This is a genomic window from Avibacterium sp. 20-129 (assembly GCF_026226845.1).
Lineage (GTDB): Bacteria > Pseudomonadota > Gammaproteobacteria > Enterobacterales > Pasteurellaceae > Avibacterium.
On the sequence record NZ_JAKKOE010000001.1, the window covers coordinates 1441982 to 1461211 of the forward strand.

At 40.2% G+C, this 19230-nt stretch carries 16 protein-coding genes; 5 read left to right on the forward strand and 11 right to left on the reverse strand.

Features of this window, described 5'->3' with window-relative positions; genetic code table 11:
* Positions 1 to 114 precede the first annotated feature (114 nt).
* Both alaS and uspA read right to left on the reverse strand, forming a co-directional pair.
* Positions 115 to 2739, reverse strand: coding sequence for an alanine--tRNA ligase (gene alaS, locus L5B90_RS06900; RefSeq protein WP_265762453.1), 2625 nt, complete (start codon positions 2737 to 2739; stop codon positions 115 to 117).
* Positions 2740 to 2916: 177 nt separating this feature from the next.
* Positions 2917 to 3342: a universal stress protein UspA gene (gene uspA / locus L5B90_RS06905; protein ID WP_250351281.1), complete on the reverse strand. Its 426-nt coding sequence runs from the start codon at positions 3340 to 3342 to the stop codon at positions 2917 to 2919.
* A 222-nt stretch (positions 3343 to 3564) separates the two neighbouring features.
* On the opposite strand from uspA, the gene mazG reads away from it, so the two are divergent.
* Positions 3565 to 4356 (forward strand): nucleoside triphosphate pyrophosphohydrolase, encoded by a 792-nt coding sequence (gene mazG / locus L5B90_RS06910; RefSeq protein ID WP_250351280.1) that lies wholly within the window; start codon positions 3565 to 3567, stop codon positions 4354 to 4356.
* A gap of 139 nt (positions 4357 to 4495) precedes the next feature.
* On the opposite strand, the gene L5B90_RS06915 is transcribed toward mazG, so the two are convergent.
* The 7 genes from L5B90_RS06915 to recA all read right to left on the reverse strand — a co-directional run bounded on the left by L5B90_RS06915 (position 4496) and on the right by recA (position 12072).
* Entirely contained in the window at positions 4496 to 5128 is a 633-nt protein-coding gene (locus L5B90_RS06915) for a tellurite resistance TerB family protein (protein WP_265762454.1), read from the reverse strand.
* Positions 5129 to 5284: 156 nt separating this feature from the next.
* The gene (gene ilvC / locus L5B90_RS06920) at positions 5285 to 6766 is read right to left on the reverse strand and encodes a ketol-acid reductoisomerase (RefSeq protein ID WP_250351278.1); all 1482 of its coding nucleotides are present in this window, start codon (positions 6764 to 6766) and stop codon (positions 5285 to 5287) included.
* Between the two features lie 546 nt (positions 6767 to 7312).
* On the reverse strand, positions 7313 to 7651 hold the full coding sequence (locus tag L5B90_RS06925) for a YggL family protein (protein WP_265762455.1): 339 nt from the start codon (positions 7649 to 7651) through the stop codon (positions 7313 to 7315).
* Positions 7652 to 7680: 29 nt separating this feature from the next.
* On the reverse strand, positions 7681 to 8433 hold the full coding sequence (trmB, locus tag L5B90_RS06930) for a tRNA (guanosine(46)-N7)-methyltransferase TrmB (protein WP_265762456.1): 753 nt from the start codon (positions 8431 to 8433) through the stop codon (positions 7681 to 7683).
* Between the two features lie 173 nt (positions 8434 to 8606).
* Positions 8607 to 10322, reverse strand: coding sequence for a proline--tRNA ligase (gene proS / locus L5B90_RS06935; RefSeq protein WP_250363822.1), 1716 nt, complete (start codon positions 10320 to 10322; stop codon positions 8607 to 8609).
* Positions 10323 to 10458: 136 nt separating this feature from the next.
* Positions 10459 to 10917 (reverse strand): recombination regulator RecX, encoded by a 459-nt coding sequence (gene recX / locus L5B90_RS06940; RefSeq protein WP_265762457.1) that lies wholly within the window; start codon positions 10915 to 10917, stop codon positions 10459 to 10461.
* An 87-nt stretch (positions 10918 to 11004) separates the two neighbouring features.
* The gene (gene recA / locus L5B90_RS06945; protein WP_265762564.1) at positions 11005 to 12072 is read right to left on the reverse strand and encodes a recombinase RecA; all 1068 of its coding nucleotides are present in this window, start codon (positions 12070 to 12072) and stop codon (positions 11005 to 11007) included.
* A 306-nt stretch (positions 12073 to 12378) separates the two neighbouring features.
* Between recA and mutS the strand changes: the two genes are divergently transcribed.
* Positions 12379 to 14952 carry a DNA mismatch repair protein MutS gene (gene mutS, locus L5B90_RS06950; RefSeq protein WP_265762458.1) on the forward strand — a complete coding sequence of 858 codons (2574 nt, stop codon included), beginning with the start codon at positions 12379 to 12381 and terminating at the stop codon, positions 14950 to 14952.
* A gap of 146 nt (positions 14953 to 15098) precedes the next feature.
* Here the strand turns inward: mutS and L5B90_RS06955 are convergent, their stop codons facing one another.
* Both L5B90_RS06955 and rmuC read right to left on the reverse strand, forming a co-directional pair.
* Positions 15099 to 15650, reverse strand: a complete 552-nt coding sequence (locus tag L5B90_RS06955; protein ID WP_250351261.1) for a TIGR00645 family protein — start codon at positions 15648 to 15650, stop codon at positions 15099 to 15101.
* A gap of 68 nt (positions 15651 to 15718) precedes the next feature.
* Positions 15719 to 17338 carry a DNA recombination protein RmuC gene (gene rmuC / locus L5B90_RS06960; RefSeq protein WP_265762459.1) on the reverse strand — a complete coding sequence of 540 codons (1620 nt, stop codon included), beginning with the start codon at positions 17336 to 17338 and terminating at the stop codon, positions 15719 to 15721.
* A 154-nt stretch (positions 17339 to 17492) separates the two neighbouring features.
* On the opposite strand from rmuC, the gene L5B90_RS06965 reads away from it, so the two are divergent.
* The 3 genes from L5B90_RS06965 to L5B90_RS06975 are packed head-to-tail and all read left to right on the forward strand — an operon-like array spanning position 17493 to position 19228.
* Positions 17493 to 18116, forward strand: a complete 624-nt coding sequence (locus L5B90_RS06965; RefSeq protein WP_265762460.1) for a Maf family protein — start codon at positions 17493 to 17495, stop codon at positions 18114 to 18116.
* Positions 18109 to 18672, forward strand: coding sequence for a DNA topoisomerase family protein (locus L5B90_RS06970; RefSeq protein ID WP_265762461.1), 564 nt, complete (start codon positions 18109 to 18111; stop codon positions 18670 to 18672). The genes L5B90_RS06965 and L5B90_RS06970 overlap by 8 nt, the downstream gene beginning before the upstream one ends.
* The gene (locus L5B90_RS06975) at positions 18665 to 19228 is read left to right on the forward strand and encodes a Sua5/YciO/YrdC/YwlC family protein (protein WP_265762462.1); all 564 of its coding nucleotides are present in this window, start codon (positions 18665 to 18667) and stop codon (positions 19226 to 19228) included. The genes L5B90_RS06970 and L5B90_RS06975 overlap by 8 nt, the downstream gene beginning before the upstream one ends.
* Positions 19229 to 19230: the final 2 nt, after the last annotated feature.

Below are 19230 nucleotides of genomic sequence, written 5' to 3' on the forward strand. Positions count from 1 at the left end.
CGATCATTTACCCCTTATATCCTAGGGTACATCGCCCCAAAATATTACCGTACTTACGCTCACAACGTGACGACTGAAATGCAAAGTTGTGAGCTACGACACAAAATTTTTATTTTATAAGTGAGAATTTAGCCATTCAGAACAAACAGCAAGGGCTTTTTCCGCATTTTCAGGCTGTGAGCCACCAGCCATCGCCATATCTGGACGACCGCCGCCTTTACCGCCTACTTGTTGTGCCATTAGATTAACTAACTCACCCGCTTTTACTTTTGCAGTTAAATCCGCTGTTACACCAACAACTAAATTGACTTTACCGTCAAAGACAGAAACAAAGGCAATCACGGCAGAACCGAGTTGATTTTTTAAATCATCAACCATCACACGCAGTGATTTTGTTTCCATACTGTCGAGTTGCTGTAATACCACAGAAACGCCGTTAATTTTCACCGCACTTTTTGCAATATCCGATCCAGCTTGCATTGCCGCTTTTTCTTTTAATTGCTGCAATTCTTTTTCCGCTTTTTTCGCTTTATCTTGCAATTGGTGAATTTTATCCGTCAGTGAGGAAACATCAGATTTCAATAAATCTGCACTTTGATTTAACACACCAAGCTGTTGGTGAAGCCAATCAATCGCAGTTTCTCCCGTTACGGCTTCAATACGGCGAATTCCTGCCGCAATTGCACTTTCACTGATGATTTTGAATAACCCAATTTCACCTGTATATTGGGCGTGAATTCCGCCACAAAGTTCAATAGAAAAATCGCCCATTGTCAAAACACGCACTTGTTCGGCGTATTTTTCGCCAAATAATGCCATTGCGCCTTTTGCTTTCGCAGCCTCTAGGTCCATAATCTCAGTTTGAATAGGGTGATTCGCACGCACTTGCTGATTGACTAATTTTTCCACTTCAAACAATTGTGCTTTAGAAATAGCTTCAGGTTGCGCAAAATCAAAGCGTAATAAATTGTCTGACACCAATGAGCCTTTTTGTGCAACGTGGTTACCCAACACTTGGCGTAATGCGGCGTGTAATAAGTGAGTGGCACTGTGGTTTAAGGAAATTTGTTTACGACGTGCTACATCCACCACGGCATTTACTGATTGTCCAACACTTAACGTGCCTTCGGCTAATTCACCAATATGCCCAAACACTTGACCATATTTTTGCGTGTCTGTGACGTTAAATAAGACATTTTGCCCTTCTAAACGCCCCGTATCCCCCACTTGACCGCCAGATTCTGCATAAAATGGCGTATTTTCTAAAATGACTACCGCACGTTGTCCTGCGCTAATTTGTTCTACAGATTTTCCCTCACAGAAAAGTGCGGTGATTTTTGCGAGACTTTCTGATTCGCTATAACCTTCAAACGCCGTTGAACCGTCCACACGGATAACGTTGTTATAATCCATACCAAACTGACTTGCCGACTGCGCACGTTGGCGTTGTGCTTCCATTTCACGTTCAAAGCCCGCTTCATCAATCACGATATTGCGTTCACGGCACACATCTGCGGTAAGATCCAATGGGAAACCAAAGGTATCATAAAGTTTGAAGGCAACTTCACCAGAAAGCACGTTATCTTTCACTTGGCTTAACGCCTCATCTAATAACGCTAAGCCACGCTCTAAGGTACGTGCAAATTGTTCTTCTTCTAAGCGTAAGATTTTTTCGATATGTACTTGATTTTCTTTAATCTCTTTCCCTGCTTCAGCCATTACTTCTGCAAGAGTTGGCACAAGCTTGTAGAAAAAGGCGTCTTTCGCACCAAGTAAATGCCCGTGGCGCACTGCTCGGCGAATAATACGGCGTAACACATAGCCTCGCCCTTCATTAGAAGGCAACACGCCGTCTGCAATTAAATAAGCACAAGAGCGAATGTGATCGGCGATGACACGCAAGGATTTATTAGTTAAATCTTTCTCCCCCGTTAATTCTGCCGCTTTGGCAATCAATACTTTGAAAATATCAATATCATAGTTGGAATTAACGTGTTGTAATACCGCCGTAATACGCTCTAACCCCATTCCCGTATCCACTGACGGTTTTGGCAATTTTTCCATCGTGCCATCTGCTTGGCGGTTAAACTGCATAAATACGATATTCCAGATTTCAATATAGCGATCGCCATCTTCTTCTGGTGAACCCGGTGGACCTCCCCAAATGTGATCACCGTGATCGTAGAAAATTTCTGTACAAGGACCGCAAGGACCTGTATCGCCCATTTGCCAGAAGTTATCCGAAGCATAAGGTGCGCCTTTGTTATCGCCGATACGAATAATACGCTCAGCTGGCACGCCTACTTGTTTATGCCAAATATCATAGGCTTCATCATCGGTTTCATATACGGTTACCCAAAGTTTCTCTTTTGGTAAGCCTAACCACGCGCTTGAAGTTAAATATTCCCAAGCAAAAGTGATCGCATCTTGTTTGAAATAATCGCCAAAGCTGAAATTACCTAACATTTCAAAAAACGTATGATGACGCGCGGTATAACCCACATTTTCTAAATCATTATGTTTTCCACCTGCACGCACACAACGTTGAGCGGTGGTTGCACGGGTATAAGCGCGTTTATCTAAACCAAGAAATACATCTTTAAATTGGTTCATTCCTGCATTGGTGAATAATAATGTAGGATCATTTTCTGGAACCAGTGAACTACTTGGGACAATTTGATGCCCTTTACTATGAAAAAAATCAAGAAATGATTTTCTAATTTCTGCGGTTGTTTTCATTAAATTGCCTTATTTTATCTTCATTAAATTCGTTACGAATCTTGCTATTTTGGCACATTTTTAACATTTAGAAAAAACTTTTTTCAATTCCCAAAATAAAAAGGATCTGCACTTTTTCCGATGATGTTTTTCATCGCCAAAGTACAGATCACAAATCAGAATAAATCAGCTAAATCGCTATTCTTCGCGTAATGGAACAACTAACATATCAACATTAATTGTGTTCATCACTTGGCGAGTGGAAGACATCAATTTACTCCAAAAATCTTGGTGATGACCTGTCACCAATAAATCCACATCATATTTATCAATGGCATCCGCTAAAACCTGCCCTAAATCACCACTACCACTTAGTTTCTCTGAAACTGGATAGCTAGATTGCTCCGCTAATTGAACTAAGGCTTGATGGGTTTCGGTGGAAATACGATCCTGCATTGAAGACATATTCACATCAATTAACCCCGTATAAAGATCAGAGAAGTTTACATCAACGTGGATAATGGATAACTTCGCCTCATTGCGTTTGGCAACGCCTGCCGCTTTTTCCACCAAGAATGCACTTTCTTCAGAAAGATCAACAGCAACTAAAATGTGTTTATACATAACTAACTCCTTATTATCTTAGAGGTTAATCAATTTCTTTTGATGTAATACTAGCACTAGTCAAATAAAAAAAATTTGCACTTGATCACGTTTTAGAAAAAACATTTATTTTTATTTGTAAAAAAATCGCAATTCGCCATAAATTTTTACTTAAGCCCACTAAACATTGTGCTATTATCGCCCCATTTCTTGCGTGCCAACCCTGATAAATAAAGGATAAAAATGAACTATTCTATTCAAGATTTTGTACAACTCATTGCCAAATTGCGTGATCCAAATGGAGGCTGTCCTTGGGATCTTGAACAAACCTATCAAACAATGATCCCGCACTTATTAGAAGAAAGCTATGAAGTGGTGGAAGCAATCGAACAACAAAATACGGACAATTTACGCGAAGAACTCGGCGATTTATTGCTCCAAGTGGTCTTTTTCAGCCAACTTGCCAAAGAAGATAATTTGTTCACCTTTGATGAGGTTATCAATGAGGTGGCAGAAAAAATTTTGCGTCGCCATCCACACGTTTTCGGTGAAGCAAAAGCACACAACGAGCAAGAAGCCCTGCGTCATTGGAATACAATCAAAGCACAAGAAAATAAAAATAAAGCCTACCAATCCATTTTGGATAATATTCCCCAATCCTTCCCCGCCTTAATGCGAGCAGAAAAATTACAGAAACGCTGTGCAAAAGTCGGCTTTGATTGGGATAACATCCAACCTGTTATAGCTAAAGTGCAAGAAGAACTGCAAGAGGTACAAACTGAACTTGCTCGTCCACAACAAGAACAAGCAAAAATTGAAGAAGAAATTGGTGATTTACTTTTTGCTGTGGTGAATTTAAGCCGCCATCTGCATTGCTGCCCAGAAGAAGCCTTACGCAAAGCGAATCAAAAATTTGAACGCCGTTTTCGTCAAGTAGAAACGCGTGTCAAACAACAAGGTAAATCGTTGCAAAGCAGCACACTGACAGAACTCGACCTATTGTGGGACGATGTGAAAAAACAAGAAAATTGCTAAAAAAGCACCGCACTTCAATCTCTCTTCTACACTACGAGAAAAGAGGGAATATGATTTCTTCATTGTATCTATCCGACGACAAACAAAAACGGTGTGTTGTTAAACACACCGTTTGATTTAAAAGCGACCTTTGATGCAATTAGAAACCCGCTTGTTTCTCTAATTGTTCAACTAAAGCATCATCAAGATTTAATGCTGTGGCAAGATTGGCTAGAAAGATAATTTCTTTACGATCTAATTCACCGCACACGACACGGGCGGCCAAATAGACTTGTGAAGCTAATGCGGTATCGTTGCCGACTTGTTGAGCGATCTGAGCAATAGAAATCGGTTGGCTGATTTGTTGTTCTAACCAATGATACACCTCGGGATCATTCCCTGCCTCAGTAATGATGACTTGTTTTTCTTCATCAGTAATAGCGCCATCAGCTGCTGCAGCGGCAATCATTGTTTGTAAAATTAGTTGTCCTGACGTTGCCTTTTCTGCGGTATCGACAAAGGTTTCTTCGCTAAGTGCGGTAGAATTTTGCGAATTTTTTTGTTGATATTGTTGATAAGCCTGATACGCCAAGCTACCAAGTGCGGCAAGAGAACCTAACTTGGTCAGACTTGCCCCACCATTACGTCCTAAAATCATAGAAAGCAATCCAATTGCTGCAGCACCGCCGCCCGCTTTAGTAATTTTGTCAGCGGTGGAATTACCATTCATTGTTTTACCTAGTTGATCTTTAGCAACGTTAAATACTTGATTTAAAATTTGGTTAAAATCCATAAGAACTTCCTCAATAGTTATTTCCTTAATATGGCAATTTATTTAGCAATTAGTTCATTTTATTTTGCCACCTAGTAAAGTGCGGTGCATTTTTATAACATTTTTTATCAACAAAAAAGCCAGCAATTATGCTGGCTTTCTAGTTCAAGCAACGACTTATCCTTGTGAAGAAATGCGTTTCATATCTGTCATATAACCACGCAATTCTTGACCGATTAATTCAATTGGGTGGTTGCGGATTGCATCATTCACATCACGTAAGGTGATATTGTCAATTTCTACGGTTGGGGTTGGTTCACCCAAATCACCACGTTGTAAATGTTGCATTACTGTTTTCGCTAAAATTGGTGCTGCAACATTAGCAAAGAGGTAGTTTCCATATTCTGCCGTATCTGAAATAACTACATTCATTTCATATAAGCGTTTACGTGCAATGGTGTTTGCGATTAATGGTAATTCGTGTAAGGATTCATAATAAGCAGATTCTTCAAAGATGCCCGCTGAAACCATCGTATCGAACGCCAACTCCACGCCTGCTTTTACCATTGCAACCATTAATACACCGTTATCAAAATATTCTTGTTCGCTGATTTTGATTCCTTCTGCTTTTGGTGCATTTTCAAAGGCGGTTTTTCCTGTTTCTTCACGCCATTTTAATAGATTAGCATCGCCATTTGCCCAATCTTCCATCATCACACGGGAAAATTCACCGCTGATAATATCGTCCATATGTTTCTTGAATAAGAAATCCAACTCTTGTTTAATTTCTTCTGCAAGTTCAAAGGCACGTAATTTAGCGCTGTTGGATAGACGATCCATCATAAGTGTGATACCACCTTGTTTTAAGGCTTCGGTGATGGTTTCCCAGCCATATTGCACTAATTTCCCAGCATAAGCAGGATCTTTACCGTCAGCCACTAATTTGTCATAACAAAGAATTGACCCCGCTTGTAACATACCGCAAAGGATGGTTTGTTCTCCCATTAAGTCAGATTTCACTTCTGCGACAAAGGAAGATTCTAATACACCGGCACGATGTCCACCTGTCGCCGCAGCCCAAGCTTTTGCGATCGCCATACCTTCACCTTTTGGATCGTTTTCAGGGTGAACGGCAATAAGCGTTGGTACACCAAAACCACGTTTATATTCTTCACGCACTTCTGTACCCGGGCATTTAGGTGCAACCATCACAACGGTAATGTCTGGACGAATTTGCTCGCCCACTTCAACAATGTTTAACCCGTGAGAATACCCTAGTGCCGCACCTTCTTTCATTAATCCCATCACATCGGCGATCACTTTACTATGCTGTTTATCAGGCGTTAAATTAATCACCAAATCGGCACTTGGAATCAGTTCTTGGTAAGTCCCAACATTAAACCCATTTTCAGTGGCACGTTGGAAAGACGCACGTTTTTCTGCAATGGCTTCTGGGCGTAACGCATAACTGATATCTAAACCAGAATCCCGCATATTTAACCCTTGGTTTAAGCCTTGCGCACCGCACCCGACGATAACAATTTTCTTACCTTTTAAGAAATTCGCTTCATCAGAAAATTCTTCGCGATCCATAAAACGACAACGACCTAATTGATCTAATTGTTGGCGTAAGTTTAATGTATTGAAATAATTAGCCATTTTGTATCCTTATGTTGAGATATTGTGTTTGTCACTTATTATGGCGGAATTATACCGTTTCTTTACATTGCGTAAATTGATATTATTAAAATTAAATATTGCATATTTTGCAACAATAAATCTAGCATAGTCCTTATAAAAGAGGGTAATCCAATAAAAAATAACAGCAAATAAATATGTATATTTATGGCTTGAAGTAAGAACATTATTACAAAGGCTATAACTCGGCAACTAAACCAAAGATACAATCAAACTTAAATACCGAAAGATTATCAGCAAGCAGATTCAAAAACGTTGGCGTTATTGAGTTCCAGTTTTTTAATAATGGGCTAAATAGGCAATTTAAGCCCCTTTCTCATACAATAGTGCTGACTAGGGGCTTACTTAAAAGTATAAGGTAGATGATATTATTTTGGTGATAGTGATGAATTTAATGAGCCGTATAACATTAAGGGGAGAAATCATCCTCCCCTAAATCAAAATATATCCGCAACGGGATTACATACGCTTATTAACAACAAAAAATAAACTTTGTTTATAATCCCATTATTTTGCTGGATATTCCCACCAAATATCAAACAGTTCACTAATTTCAATTTGCTGTAATCCATTGGTTTCTAACCAGTTTCTCACTAACTCGCGGTGATTTTCATCACATTTTCCAATTTTTTCTAAACAGACTAAACCTTCCCAATGCAAATAACCACTACCTTCATAAGCTAAGCCATTTGGGCGAATCACTTCGTTGATAAAACGATCAACAACCTCGTCAATTGTATCAATTGGCGTATTTTCAGGAAATTGCCAGTTTACTAAAAAGCCTAATTCTTGGAATTCGGCAAGGTGCATTTTTTTGCGTTGTCTTCTGTTACGTTGAATTGCCATTGTTTTCTCCTCGTATTATTTGAGTGATATTATTCAGTTTTAATAAAATATAAATCCCATACACCGTGTCCTAAGCGGTGACCGCGCTGTTCAAACTTCGTCAGCGGACGGCTTTCTGGGCGTGGAATATAATCATTGGTGGCAGATGTATTGCGTAACTGCGGATTATTTTGCAACACGTCTAACATTTGTTCTGCATAGTTTTCCCAATCTGTTGCCATATGAATAAAGCCTTGACTAACAAGCTTTTGGCAAACTGTTTGCACAAAATTTGGCTGTACGATACGGCGTTTGTGATGCTTAGCTTTATGCCAAGGATCAGGGAAAAAGAGCTGTAAACCAGCAAGGCTACTGTCTGCAATGCAATCGCGTAAAATTTCTGTGGCATCGTGGCAAATAACACGTAAATTTTTCACGTTTTTTTCCACCGCATAAGCAATGCAAGCCCCCACGCCGGGAGTATGCACTTCAATGCCGAGATAATTTTTATCTGGATGTTGTTCCGCCATTTCAACAAGGGATTTTCCCATCCCAAAGCCAATTTCTAAAATAACGGGCTTATCATTGCCATAAATATTTTTAAAATCAAAAGGTTCTGTTTGATGTGCTAAACCATAAGTTGGCCAATTCGCATTCATCATATTACGTTGAAAATCACTTAATCGTCCTGTACGCAATACAAAACTACGCACTTTACGTTTGTAGCGTCCGTCTGCGGTAAATTCAGCGGTTTCAACGGTTTTGCGTTTTTGATCCGCAAAGCTGGTTTGTTGTTCAGTCATTAAAAATCTACTACTCAATATCGTTTACAAAATGAGCTAATCTCATTTTTACGAGGGCTATTCTATGTTTTAGGGCAAGATCACGCAAGGAAAAAGTGCGGTCGGAATATTATGCAAATTTTAATGTTGCCCCTATAAAAAATTGGGCGACTTTTGCCGCCCAATTCCGTTATTTAGTATTTGATTTGTTGTTTCACAAATTCGACTAATTGATCTTTGTTGATCATCTGTTTTTCACCTGTTCGGCGATTTTTGTATTCTATTTCGCCATTTTGCAGGTTTTTCTCACCAATTACTAACATATGCGGTACACCAATGAGTTCCATATCTGCAAACATTACACCCGGGCGTTCTTTACGATCATCAAAAATCACTTCAATTCCTTCAGCAAGTAAAGTGCGGTACAAATTTTCTGCAAATTCTTGCACGCTTTCTGATTTGTGCATATTCATTGGGACGATAGCAACGGTAAACGGTGCAATGGCATCTGTTGGCCAAATAATGCCACGCTCATCGTGGCTTTGTTCAATCGCAGCGGCAACCACACGGCTCACGCCAATACCGTAACAGCCCATAATCATCGTTTGTGGGCGACCGTCTTCGCCTTGTACAGTGGCTTTCATTGCTTCAGAATATTTTGTACCCAGTTGGAAAATATGTCCGACTTCAATACCACGTTTGATTAATAATGACCCTTTACCATCTGGGCTAGGATCACCTTCTACTACATTGCGCAAATCTGCGATTTCTGGCATTGGTACATCACGTTCCCAGTTAATATTAAAATAATGTTTGCCATCAATATTTGCGCCAGCTGAGAAATCACTCATTAATGCCACACTACGATCAATAATGGCTGGGATCGGTAAATTTACAGGCCCAAGAGAACCAACACTTGCACCAATTTTCGCTTTAATGTCAGCTTCATCAGCAAATTCGAGAGGATCAGCCACTTGTGCTAATTTTTGTGCTTTGATTTCGTTTAAGTTGTGATCGCCACGGATGATTAACGCAATCAATGGTTGAGCGTCATTTGCACCTTTGACAATCAGCGTTTTCACGGTTTTTTCTATTGGCACATTAAATTGCTCAACAAGCTCATTGATTGTTTTGGCATTAGGCGTGTCAATTAATTCCATTGCTAATGTTGGAACGGCTCGTTCACCTTGAGCGACTGCTTCTGCGAGTTCAATATTCGCTGCAAAATCAGATTCTGTGGAAAACACGATATCATCTTCGCCACTTTGTGCTAGCACTTGGAATTCGTGCGAGGCACTCCCACCGATAGAACCCGTATCCGCCTGAACAGCACGGAAATCTAAACCTAAACGGGTAAAAATGTTGCTGTAAGTTTGGTACATCACCTCATAGGTTTCTTGCAAACTTTCTTTTGTTGTGTGGAAAGAATAGGCATCTTTCATTAAAAATTCGCGACCGCGCATTACCCCAAAACGTGGACGCACTTCATCACGGAATTTGGTTTGAATTTGGTATAAATTAAGCGGAAGTTGTTTATAAGAACTCACTTCACGGCGAACTAAATCCGTAATCACTTCTTCGTGGGTTGGGCCGAGGACGAAATCACGTTGCCCACGATCCTGAAAGCGTAATAATTCTGGGCCATATTGTTCCCAACGTTGGGATTCTTGCCATAATTCAGCGGGTTGAACAACGGGCATTTCTACTTCAATTGCACCACTTTTATTCATTTCTTCACGTACAATATTTTCCACTTTTTTGAGTACGCGCAACCCTGTTGGTAGCCAGTTATAAAGCCCTGAGGCTAAAGGGCGTACCATTCCAGCACGTAGCATTAATTGATGGCTTACCACCTGTGCATCATTTGGGGTTTCTTTTAAAGTAGCAAATAAATATCGACTCGCTCGCATTGTTGTTTCCTATATTCATTATTTAAGAAAAAATTGGCGTTAGTTTATCATTGAGTGAGGTTCACTCAAAGAAGAAAGGGCTATTTGTGCAAATATTTTGTAGAAAAGAAAAGGCGCTGAGTCAATCTTATTTCTTTCAGTAAAAATCATCTTCCCCCGCACCGACTAAATCAGCAAATTCTTCACGTTGAAAACCGTGTGAAAGCATATAACGCCAGATTTTTTGTTTCATTTTAAAATCTTGTTGTTGGGCGTACAGAGGGAATTTTTTGCGTAAAACAGTCTGTGCAATCTCAGGCCAATTAATCTCCGTTTCAGCAAGAACATCATTTAACGTCTCTGATGAAATCCCTTTTAATTGAGTAAGCTCTTGCTTAATGCGGTTTAATCCATAGCCTTTTTGTGATCGGTAATGTAAATAGTTTTCTGTAAAACGGCGATCACTTTGCCAATTTTTCTCCTGACAAAAAGCCAAAGCCTGTTCAATTTCCTCTTCACTGAAGGCTTTTTCTTGCATTTTACAACGTAATTCATATTCGCTATATTCACGACGAGCAAGTAAGTTCACCACATAATTTAACGCCAATGAAGTCATTTTTCCTCGCTTTTATAGGTCAATTATATTTAGAAAAAGTGCGGTCAAAAATTACCGCACTTTTTTAATATTACTTAATCGAAAGGTTTAAAATTCAGAATCTATTTCTGCCATCTCTGCATTTTGATCGGCTTCAATATCTGCAATGAGGGATTTATCTGGATTAGCTAAAAGCTCTTCACGTAATTTATTTTCTAATTCTTGAGCTTGTTCAGGGTGTTCTGCTAACCATTTCATCGCATTCGCTTTGCCTTGACCAATTTTTTCACCGTTATAAGAGAACCAAGCGCCCGCTTTATCAACTAATTTGTGTTTTACACCTAATTCAATTAATTCACCGTTGCGTGAAATTCCTTCACCATAAAGGATTTGGAAATCCACTTGACGGAATGGTGGCGCCACTTTATTTTTCACCACTTTGACACGCGTTTCATTACCGATGATTTCATCACCATCTTTTACTGCACCTACTCGACGAATATCTAGACGCACAGAAGAATAGAATTTTAAGGCGTTACCACCCGTAGTGGTTTCTGGGTTACCAAACATTACACCAATTTTCATACGAATTTGGTTGATAAAAATCACCAAACAGTTTGAGTTTTTGATTTGCCCCGTTAGTTTACGCAAGGCTTGCGACATTAAGCGTGCTTGTAAACCGACGTGTGCATCGCCCATATCCCCTTCAATTTCTGCTTTTGGTGTAAGTGCAGCGACAGAGTCCACTATCACCACTTCAATCGCACCAGAACGAACCAAGGCATCACAAATTTCTAATGCTTCTTCACCATTATCTGGTTGAGAAACGAGCAATTCTTTTACATCAACCCCAAGTTTTGCCGCATAGATAGGATCTAAAGCGTGTTCTGCATCAATGAAAGCACAGGTCTTACCCAATTTTTGTGCTTGTGCAATAACAGAAAGGGTTAATGTGGTTTTTCCTGAAGATTCTGGCCCATAAATTTCTACGATACGCCCCATTGGCAAACCACCAATACCTAAGGCAATGTCTAAACTAAGTGAGCCAGTAGAAATAGATTCAATATCTAATTCTTGGGTTTCACCCAATTTCATAATAGACCCTTTACCAAATTGCTTTTCAATTTGACCAAGTGCGGCCGCAAGCGCTTTTTGTTTTTCTTCTTGAGTGGTAATTTGTGGTTTCTCGCTTTTTTTCGCTTTCTCTTCTTTAGCCATTTTGCTTATCCTTATAAATTCATCATCAGAATTGCTGCATAATATAGCTGTATTGATATACAGTATCAAGTAAAATTTTGATCTTTTTTCTATTTTGTGAGGTGTATTCCAAATAAGACTTTTTATGCAACAGCCTAATGAGGTTAAAGGTATAAAAAAATAAAGCGCATTAATTGCTAGCAGTAAAATAATTCGTACAGTATCAAATAAGAAAAATTTCGTTATAATTTGCCCAAATTGAAAATAACAGATTGAGTAAACCTGATGACTAATTTTGAACAACACACCCCAATGATGCAGCAATATTTACGCTTAAAGGCGGAAAACCCAGAGATTTTGTTGTTTTACCGAATGGGGGATTTTTATGAATTATTTTATGATGATGCTAAAAAAGCGGCGGCATTGTTGGATATTTCCTTAACTAAACGTGGGCAGTCAGCAGGGCAACCGATTCCAATGGCAGGTGTACCCTATCACGCGGTGGAAGGTTATTTAGCAAAATTAGTTCAGCTAGGCGAAAGTGTGGCGATTTGTGAGCAAGTTGGCGATCCTACCACAGCAAAAGGGCCGGTAGAACGTCAAATTGTACGCATTGTTACCCCCGGAACAATCAGTGATGAAGCATTATTACCTGAACGTCAGGATAATCTGATTGCCGCTGTTTATCAGGAAAAAGACAAGTTTGGTTTGGCAACATTAGATATGACCTCAGGACGTTTTCAGTTAAGTGAGCCAGCGAGTAAAGAGAGCTTACAAGCAGAATTACAACGTATTCAACCTGTTGAACTCTTATATTGTGAAGATTTTGAGGCGTTTCACTTAATTGAAAATATGAAAGGCTTACGCCGTCGCCCTGTTTGGGAATTTGAATTAAAAACCGCAATTGAACAACTCAATCGTCAATTTGGTACGCAAGATTTGCGCGCGTTTGGCGTAGAAAAAGCGGTGCTTGGACTTTGTTCAGCGGGCTGTTTATTACAATATGCAAAAGAGACCCAACGAACCGCGTTACCTCATATTCAAAGTCTGAGTTTACTGCAAAATACCGATAATATTCAGTTAGATGCCGCAACAAGACGAAACCTAGAGCTTACGCAAAATCTTGCTGGTGGCACAGAACATACATTAGCTTCTGTATTAGATAAATGCGTAACACCAATGGGCAGTCGTTTGTTGAAGCGTTGGATTCACCAACCCATTCGTGATCGTGAAAAATTAACCTTACGCCAACAAACCATTAGCCAAATTTTACAGCAAGATTTAATCGCAGAATTTCAACCGCACTTACAACAAGTCGGGGATATGGAACGTATTTTAGCACGCGTGGCATTGCGTTCAGCACGACCAAGAGATCTCACTCGTTTACGTACGGCATTGGCACAAATTCCCGCCATTCAACATTATCTTAATCAACAAAACTGTCCGCAATTTACCGCATTTTCTCAACAGATTGCCGACTTTTCACCACAATTAGATTTATTAGAACGCGCGATTATTGAAAATCCGCCTTTATTAATTCGCGATGGTGGCGTTATTGCGGAAGGATTTAATGCAGAGCTTGATGAATGGCGCGCCCTTTCTGACGGTGCAACCCGTTATTTGGAAGAACTGGAACAACGAGAACGAGAAACTACTGGGATTGATAGCCTGAAAATTGGCTTTAATGCCGTACACGGCTACTATATTCAAATTCCGCAAGGGCAAGCACACAAAGCCCCCATTCATTATGTACGCCGTCAAACTTTAAAAAATGCGGAACGTTACATTATTCCCGAATTAAAAACCTATGAAGATAAAGTACTGAAGGCAAAAGGGGCTTCCCTTGCTCTGGAAAAGCAACTTTATGAGCAAATTTTTGATGAATTATTACCGCACTTAGGTGCATTGCAGTTGGCGAGCCTTGCCTTAGCAGAGCTAGATGTGCTCACCAACTTGGCTGAAAGAGCGGAAACCCTAAATTATGTCGCCCCCACTTTTAGTGATGAAATCGGTGTGAATATCGAAAATGGTCGCCACCCAGTGGTGGAGCAGGTATCAAAAAGCCCTTTTATTGCAAACCCAGTAAATCTGAGTGCTAATCGCCATTTATTGATCATAACAGGGCCGAATATGGGGGGAAAAAGTACCTATATGCGTCAAACCGCATTGATCGCATTAATGGCTTATATAGGCTCTTTCGTGCCAGCAGAAAGTGCGGTGATTGGACCGCTCGACCGCATTTTCACGCGTATTGGTGCCTCAGATGATCTTGCATCAGGGCGTTCAACTTTTATGGTTGAAATGACAGAAATGGCAAATATTTTGCACCAAGCCACCGCAAACAGCTTAGTACTGATTGATGAAATTGGACGCGGCACATCCACCTATGATGGACTTTCTCTTGCGTGGGCTTGCGCGGAATGGTTGGCACAAAAAGTCCGCTCACTCACCTTATTTGCCACCCATTATTTTGAGCTTACCGTCTTGCCTGAGCAGTTAAAAGGGATCGCCAATGTGCATTTAGATGCGGTGGAACATAACGACACCATCGCCTTTATGCACGCAGTGCAAGAAGGAGCGGCAAGTAAAAGTTACGGCTTAGCGGTGGCCGCACTGGCAGGCGTTCCCAAAGCCGTAATAAAATTAGCGAAGCAAAAATTAACCCAATTAGAAAAATTATCAGAAAATACACCGCACTTAACAAATCCGATAAATCAGCAACTACAAGGCGAATTGCATTTGATAGACGAAGAGGAAAATCAAAGTGCGGTGCTAAAAATGTTAGAAAATCTCGATCCTGATGAAATGACACCAAAACAAGCCTTAGCCTATTTGTATCAATTAAAGAAAATGGTCTAATACACATTTCGCTAGCGCAGTATCGCCACAAGAAAAAGAAAGGGGCGTTCTTCCACGCCCCTGATTTAACTGCTTAAACTTAAACGCCCTACCTATTTTTTGCTCATCGCCTTAGCAGGTTGCAAGCCCCAGCAAACAAGGAAAAATTAATGATTTTTATGGCTGGTGCTATACAGAATTTTATCGGTATAAGCCATTGCGATGGCAGAAACCAAAAAGCCTAAATGGAGCAATAATTGCCACTTCATCGTTTCTTCTGGCATATTTGCTGCATTGACGAAAGTTTGTAGCATATGAATAGAGGAAATACTGATAATTGACATAGAAAGTTTTACTTTCAACACGGAAGCATTAACGTGGCTTAGCCATTCAGGCTCATCAGGATGCCCATCTGTGTGTAGCTTAGAAACGAAAATTTCATAACCGCCCACGATCACCATAACCAATAAATTCGCAATCATTACCACATCAATTAAATTTAACACGGAAAGCATAATGGCGTTGGAATCTAGCTCTTGCAGATTTGAGATAAGTTCCCATAGCGATTTCATAAATTTATAGGCATAAATCCCTTGTACGACAATTAAGCCGAGATAAATGGGTAATTGTAACCAGCGGCTAGCAAAAATAATTTGGCTAAATATGACGGGGGTTCTATATTTTACCGATTCTTTTGATGTCATAGATTGATGTTCCATCTGTGTTTACTCTTCGTTCCTTCATCATTTTATGTGGGCGATGAAATTACCTGTTTTTTACCAAAATATCAATGATTTTCGGGTTTAATCTGATCCGCTGAAATTGCGCTGAGTTTCGCTAAATCAAGATCATTATGTAATAGCTCAACCTGTGGCATCACTTTGTTAGCTTTGGCAGAGAAATCTTTAAATCGCTCAATTTTTCCTGCTAAACCTTGTTGCCCAGCAAAGGCGGTAACGGCGTGATTATAATGCCCGCTTACCGTTGCCAAGCTATTTCCCAATTTAGCAAGACGTTCCGCCACCAAGCACATTTGATTATAAATATCCCCCGCCTTACCACTGATTTCTCGTGCTTCCGCATTACCTCGTTCAATCCGCCATAAATTTGCAACAGTGCGTAAAATCGGCATTAAGGTGGTGTGAGAAACTAAAATGACGTTTTTTTCATAGGCGTAATTAAACAAATTGCTATCCTGTTTCATTGCCTCAATATAAGCTGGCTCAACCGCAATAAACATCAGCACAAAATTAGGGCTATGCACGCCAATTAAATTGCTGTAATCCTTGCGTGATAGCTCATCAATATGATTTTTGATCGCCTTGTGGTGTTCACGCAAAAATTGCTGTTGGCTTTGCTCATTGTCCGCACTGACCGCATTTTCATAGGCAACAAGGGACATTTTGCTATCAATAATTAAATGTTTGTTATCGGGTAAATACACCACAAAATCAGGATAATTCGATTTGCCTTCTGCATTGCGGAAATGATCTTGTGCTTTATAGTGATCATTTTCTACCAAGCCAGCTAATTGCAAGGCGCGTTCAAGCTGAATTTCCCCCCAATTGCCTAGCGTTTTCTTTTCCCCTTTTAAAGCAGAAGTGAGATTATTCGCCTCTTGCGACATTGCAAGTCCCACGTCTAACACTTTTTTAATTTCACTTTCAAGGCTGGCATTGCCCTTTAAGGATTCCGAATGAATTTCATTTACGCGTTTTTGGAAACCTTCAATTTGCTCACGAAATGGCTTTAACAAGGCATCAAGGCTAGCTTGATTGGTTTGATCGAACTTTTGGCTCTTTTCTTCCAAAATACGATTCGCCAAATTTTGAAATTCAACGCTGAGTTGCTGTTTTGTTTGAACAAAATCTTCCTGTTGCTGAGTAAAATGTTTTTCTTTTTCCGCTAACGTGGTTTTGAGTTCGGTAAATTGTTGTAAAAGTGCGGTGGATTTTTCGTTTAAATCGGCATACTCCTGCTGCTTGCTTTTTAATTCTGCACGACTTTGATTTAACTGATGTTGTAAGCTATGCACTTGTGCAGTGGCGATACCAAATTGTTCTTTAAGGCTTGTGATTTTCTCTGCAATATTTCCGTGGCGAGCTTGTTCTTCGTCCAATTCTTGTTGTAAATATTGGATTTTTTCATCACGTTCATTCAGCCGTGTTTGCAACCCTTCCGCGCGTGTTTGCGCTTTCACACTGTCCTGCTCAAGCTGGTAACGCAGTTGCGACAAGGCTTCATACTTTTCCAATAACAGGTTAAAATCATTGACATTTTTATTCAGTTCTTGGGCAAGTTGTTGCTTATCTCGTTGATATTTAGTGCTAATAAAAAACAGCACCAAGGATAAAATAAGCAATAGGATGGTTATACCAAGCCATTGAGATTGTGTAAATTCGATCATTATTTTTCCTAAAAATTAACAAAATTTTCCCCGCGCTTTTTTCTTCGTTCAAATTAAGATCATCAATCAAACAAAGTGCGGTAGATTTTTCAGATGAAATCTTTACAGAACTATAATAAAGTATAATGCAATTTTTGTTTAATCAGCGGAAAAAATGTCAAAACAACCTCAACTTTATCTTGCCTCGCAAAGCCCTCGTCGTTTACAACTGTTACAACAGTTGGGGCTGGAAGTGGAAATCTTTAATGCGGATATTGATGAAACCCCAAATGCCGATGAACTGCCCGTGGATTATGTACGCAGAATGGCGCAAGAGAAAAATCACGCCGCATGCCAACAACTTGAAAAACGTGCTAATTTTTTACCGCACTTACCTATTTTATCCGCAGATACTAGCGTGGTTTGCGATGGGGAAATTTTAGGCAAGCCACAAGATGAAGCCCAAGCGGTACAAATGCTTAGCTTGCTTTCAGGTAAAACGCACCAAGTGCTAACTGCTGTGTGTGTCAGTTTGCCTAATCAAATCCATAGCCTTGTACAAACGAGCCAAGTTACCTTTAGCTCATTGACTAAGCAAGATATTTTGGCTTATATCGCCACTGGTGAGCCAATGGATAAAGCGGGTGCTTATGGGATTCAAGGGCTAGGTGGACTATTTATTTCGCGTATTGATGGCAGTTTTAGCGGTGTGATGGGGTTGCCCGTGTTTGAAACCGCCCAATTGCTTCGCCAAGTTGGGATAAGTTTATTCGCATCAAGTGAGAAATGTGATGAGTAAAAGCCTATTTCAAGCCAGCAAACACGACGAACATTGCTCACAATGTGGTTCGCTATTACAGATTAAAAAAGGCAAAAAAGGGTTATTTTTAGGTTGCAGTGCCTACCCACAATGCGATTTTATCAAGCCTTTACACCCCACTCACGAAACAAAAGTCTTGAAAGAATTAGACCAACATTGTCCAAAGTGCGGTCATTTTTTACAATTAAAACAAGGGCAATTTGGTATGTTCATCGGGTGTAGTGATTATCCACAATGTGATTATATCGTTCACGAAGAGCTTGAACCCGAACAAGAGCATCTGCCTTGTCCTGCTTGTGGAAAGGGTAGCCTTGTGCCACGACGCGGACGCCAAGGCAAGGTGTTTTATGGCTGTAATCAGTTTCCAAAATGTAAATTTACCCTTGCCAGCCAACCCTATGCAGTGCCTTGTCCTCAATGTGGTTATCCGATAAGTACGCTGAAAAAAGAAGAAAAAACCGACCGCACTTTGCGTCGCATTTGGTTATGTGCCAACAAAGCGTGTCGTCATCAATTTGAAACAGACAATGAATAACGAACAGAATATCGCTCAACTCGTTGAGCTATTAAAACAAAATGAAGTCATCGCCTACCCCACCGAAGCGGTGTTTGGCTTGGGCTGTAATCCTCTCAGTGAAAGTGCGGTGCAAAAATTATTGCTTTTAAAACAGCGCCCTGTGGAAAAAGGGTTGATTTTAATCGCACCGCAGTTAGATTTTCTGTTGCCTTTTATTGATGAACGTAAGCTTAATGAAACGCACTGGCAACGCTTGAATGCCCATTATGATCACCCGACCACGTGGGTGGTACCGGCAAAGCCAACAACACCGAAATTTCTCACGGGACAGTTCTCTACTATTGCCGTTCGTATTAGCGATCACCCTGCGGTAAAACAGCTCTGCGAACAAGCGGGCTTTGCACTCACTTCCACCAGTGCCAATTTAACCGGCTTACCGCCTTGTCGCACCTATCAAGCCGTGAAAGCCCAGTTTGGCGAACACTTTCCTGTGTTAAAAATGGCGGTGGGAAACGCAACAAACCCTTCAGAAATACGCGATCTGTTTACACAACAACTTTTCCGTCAAGGTTAATA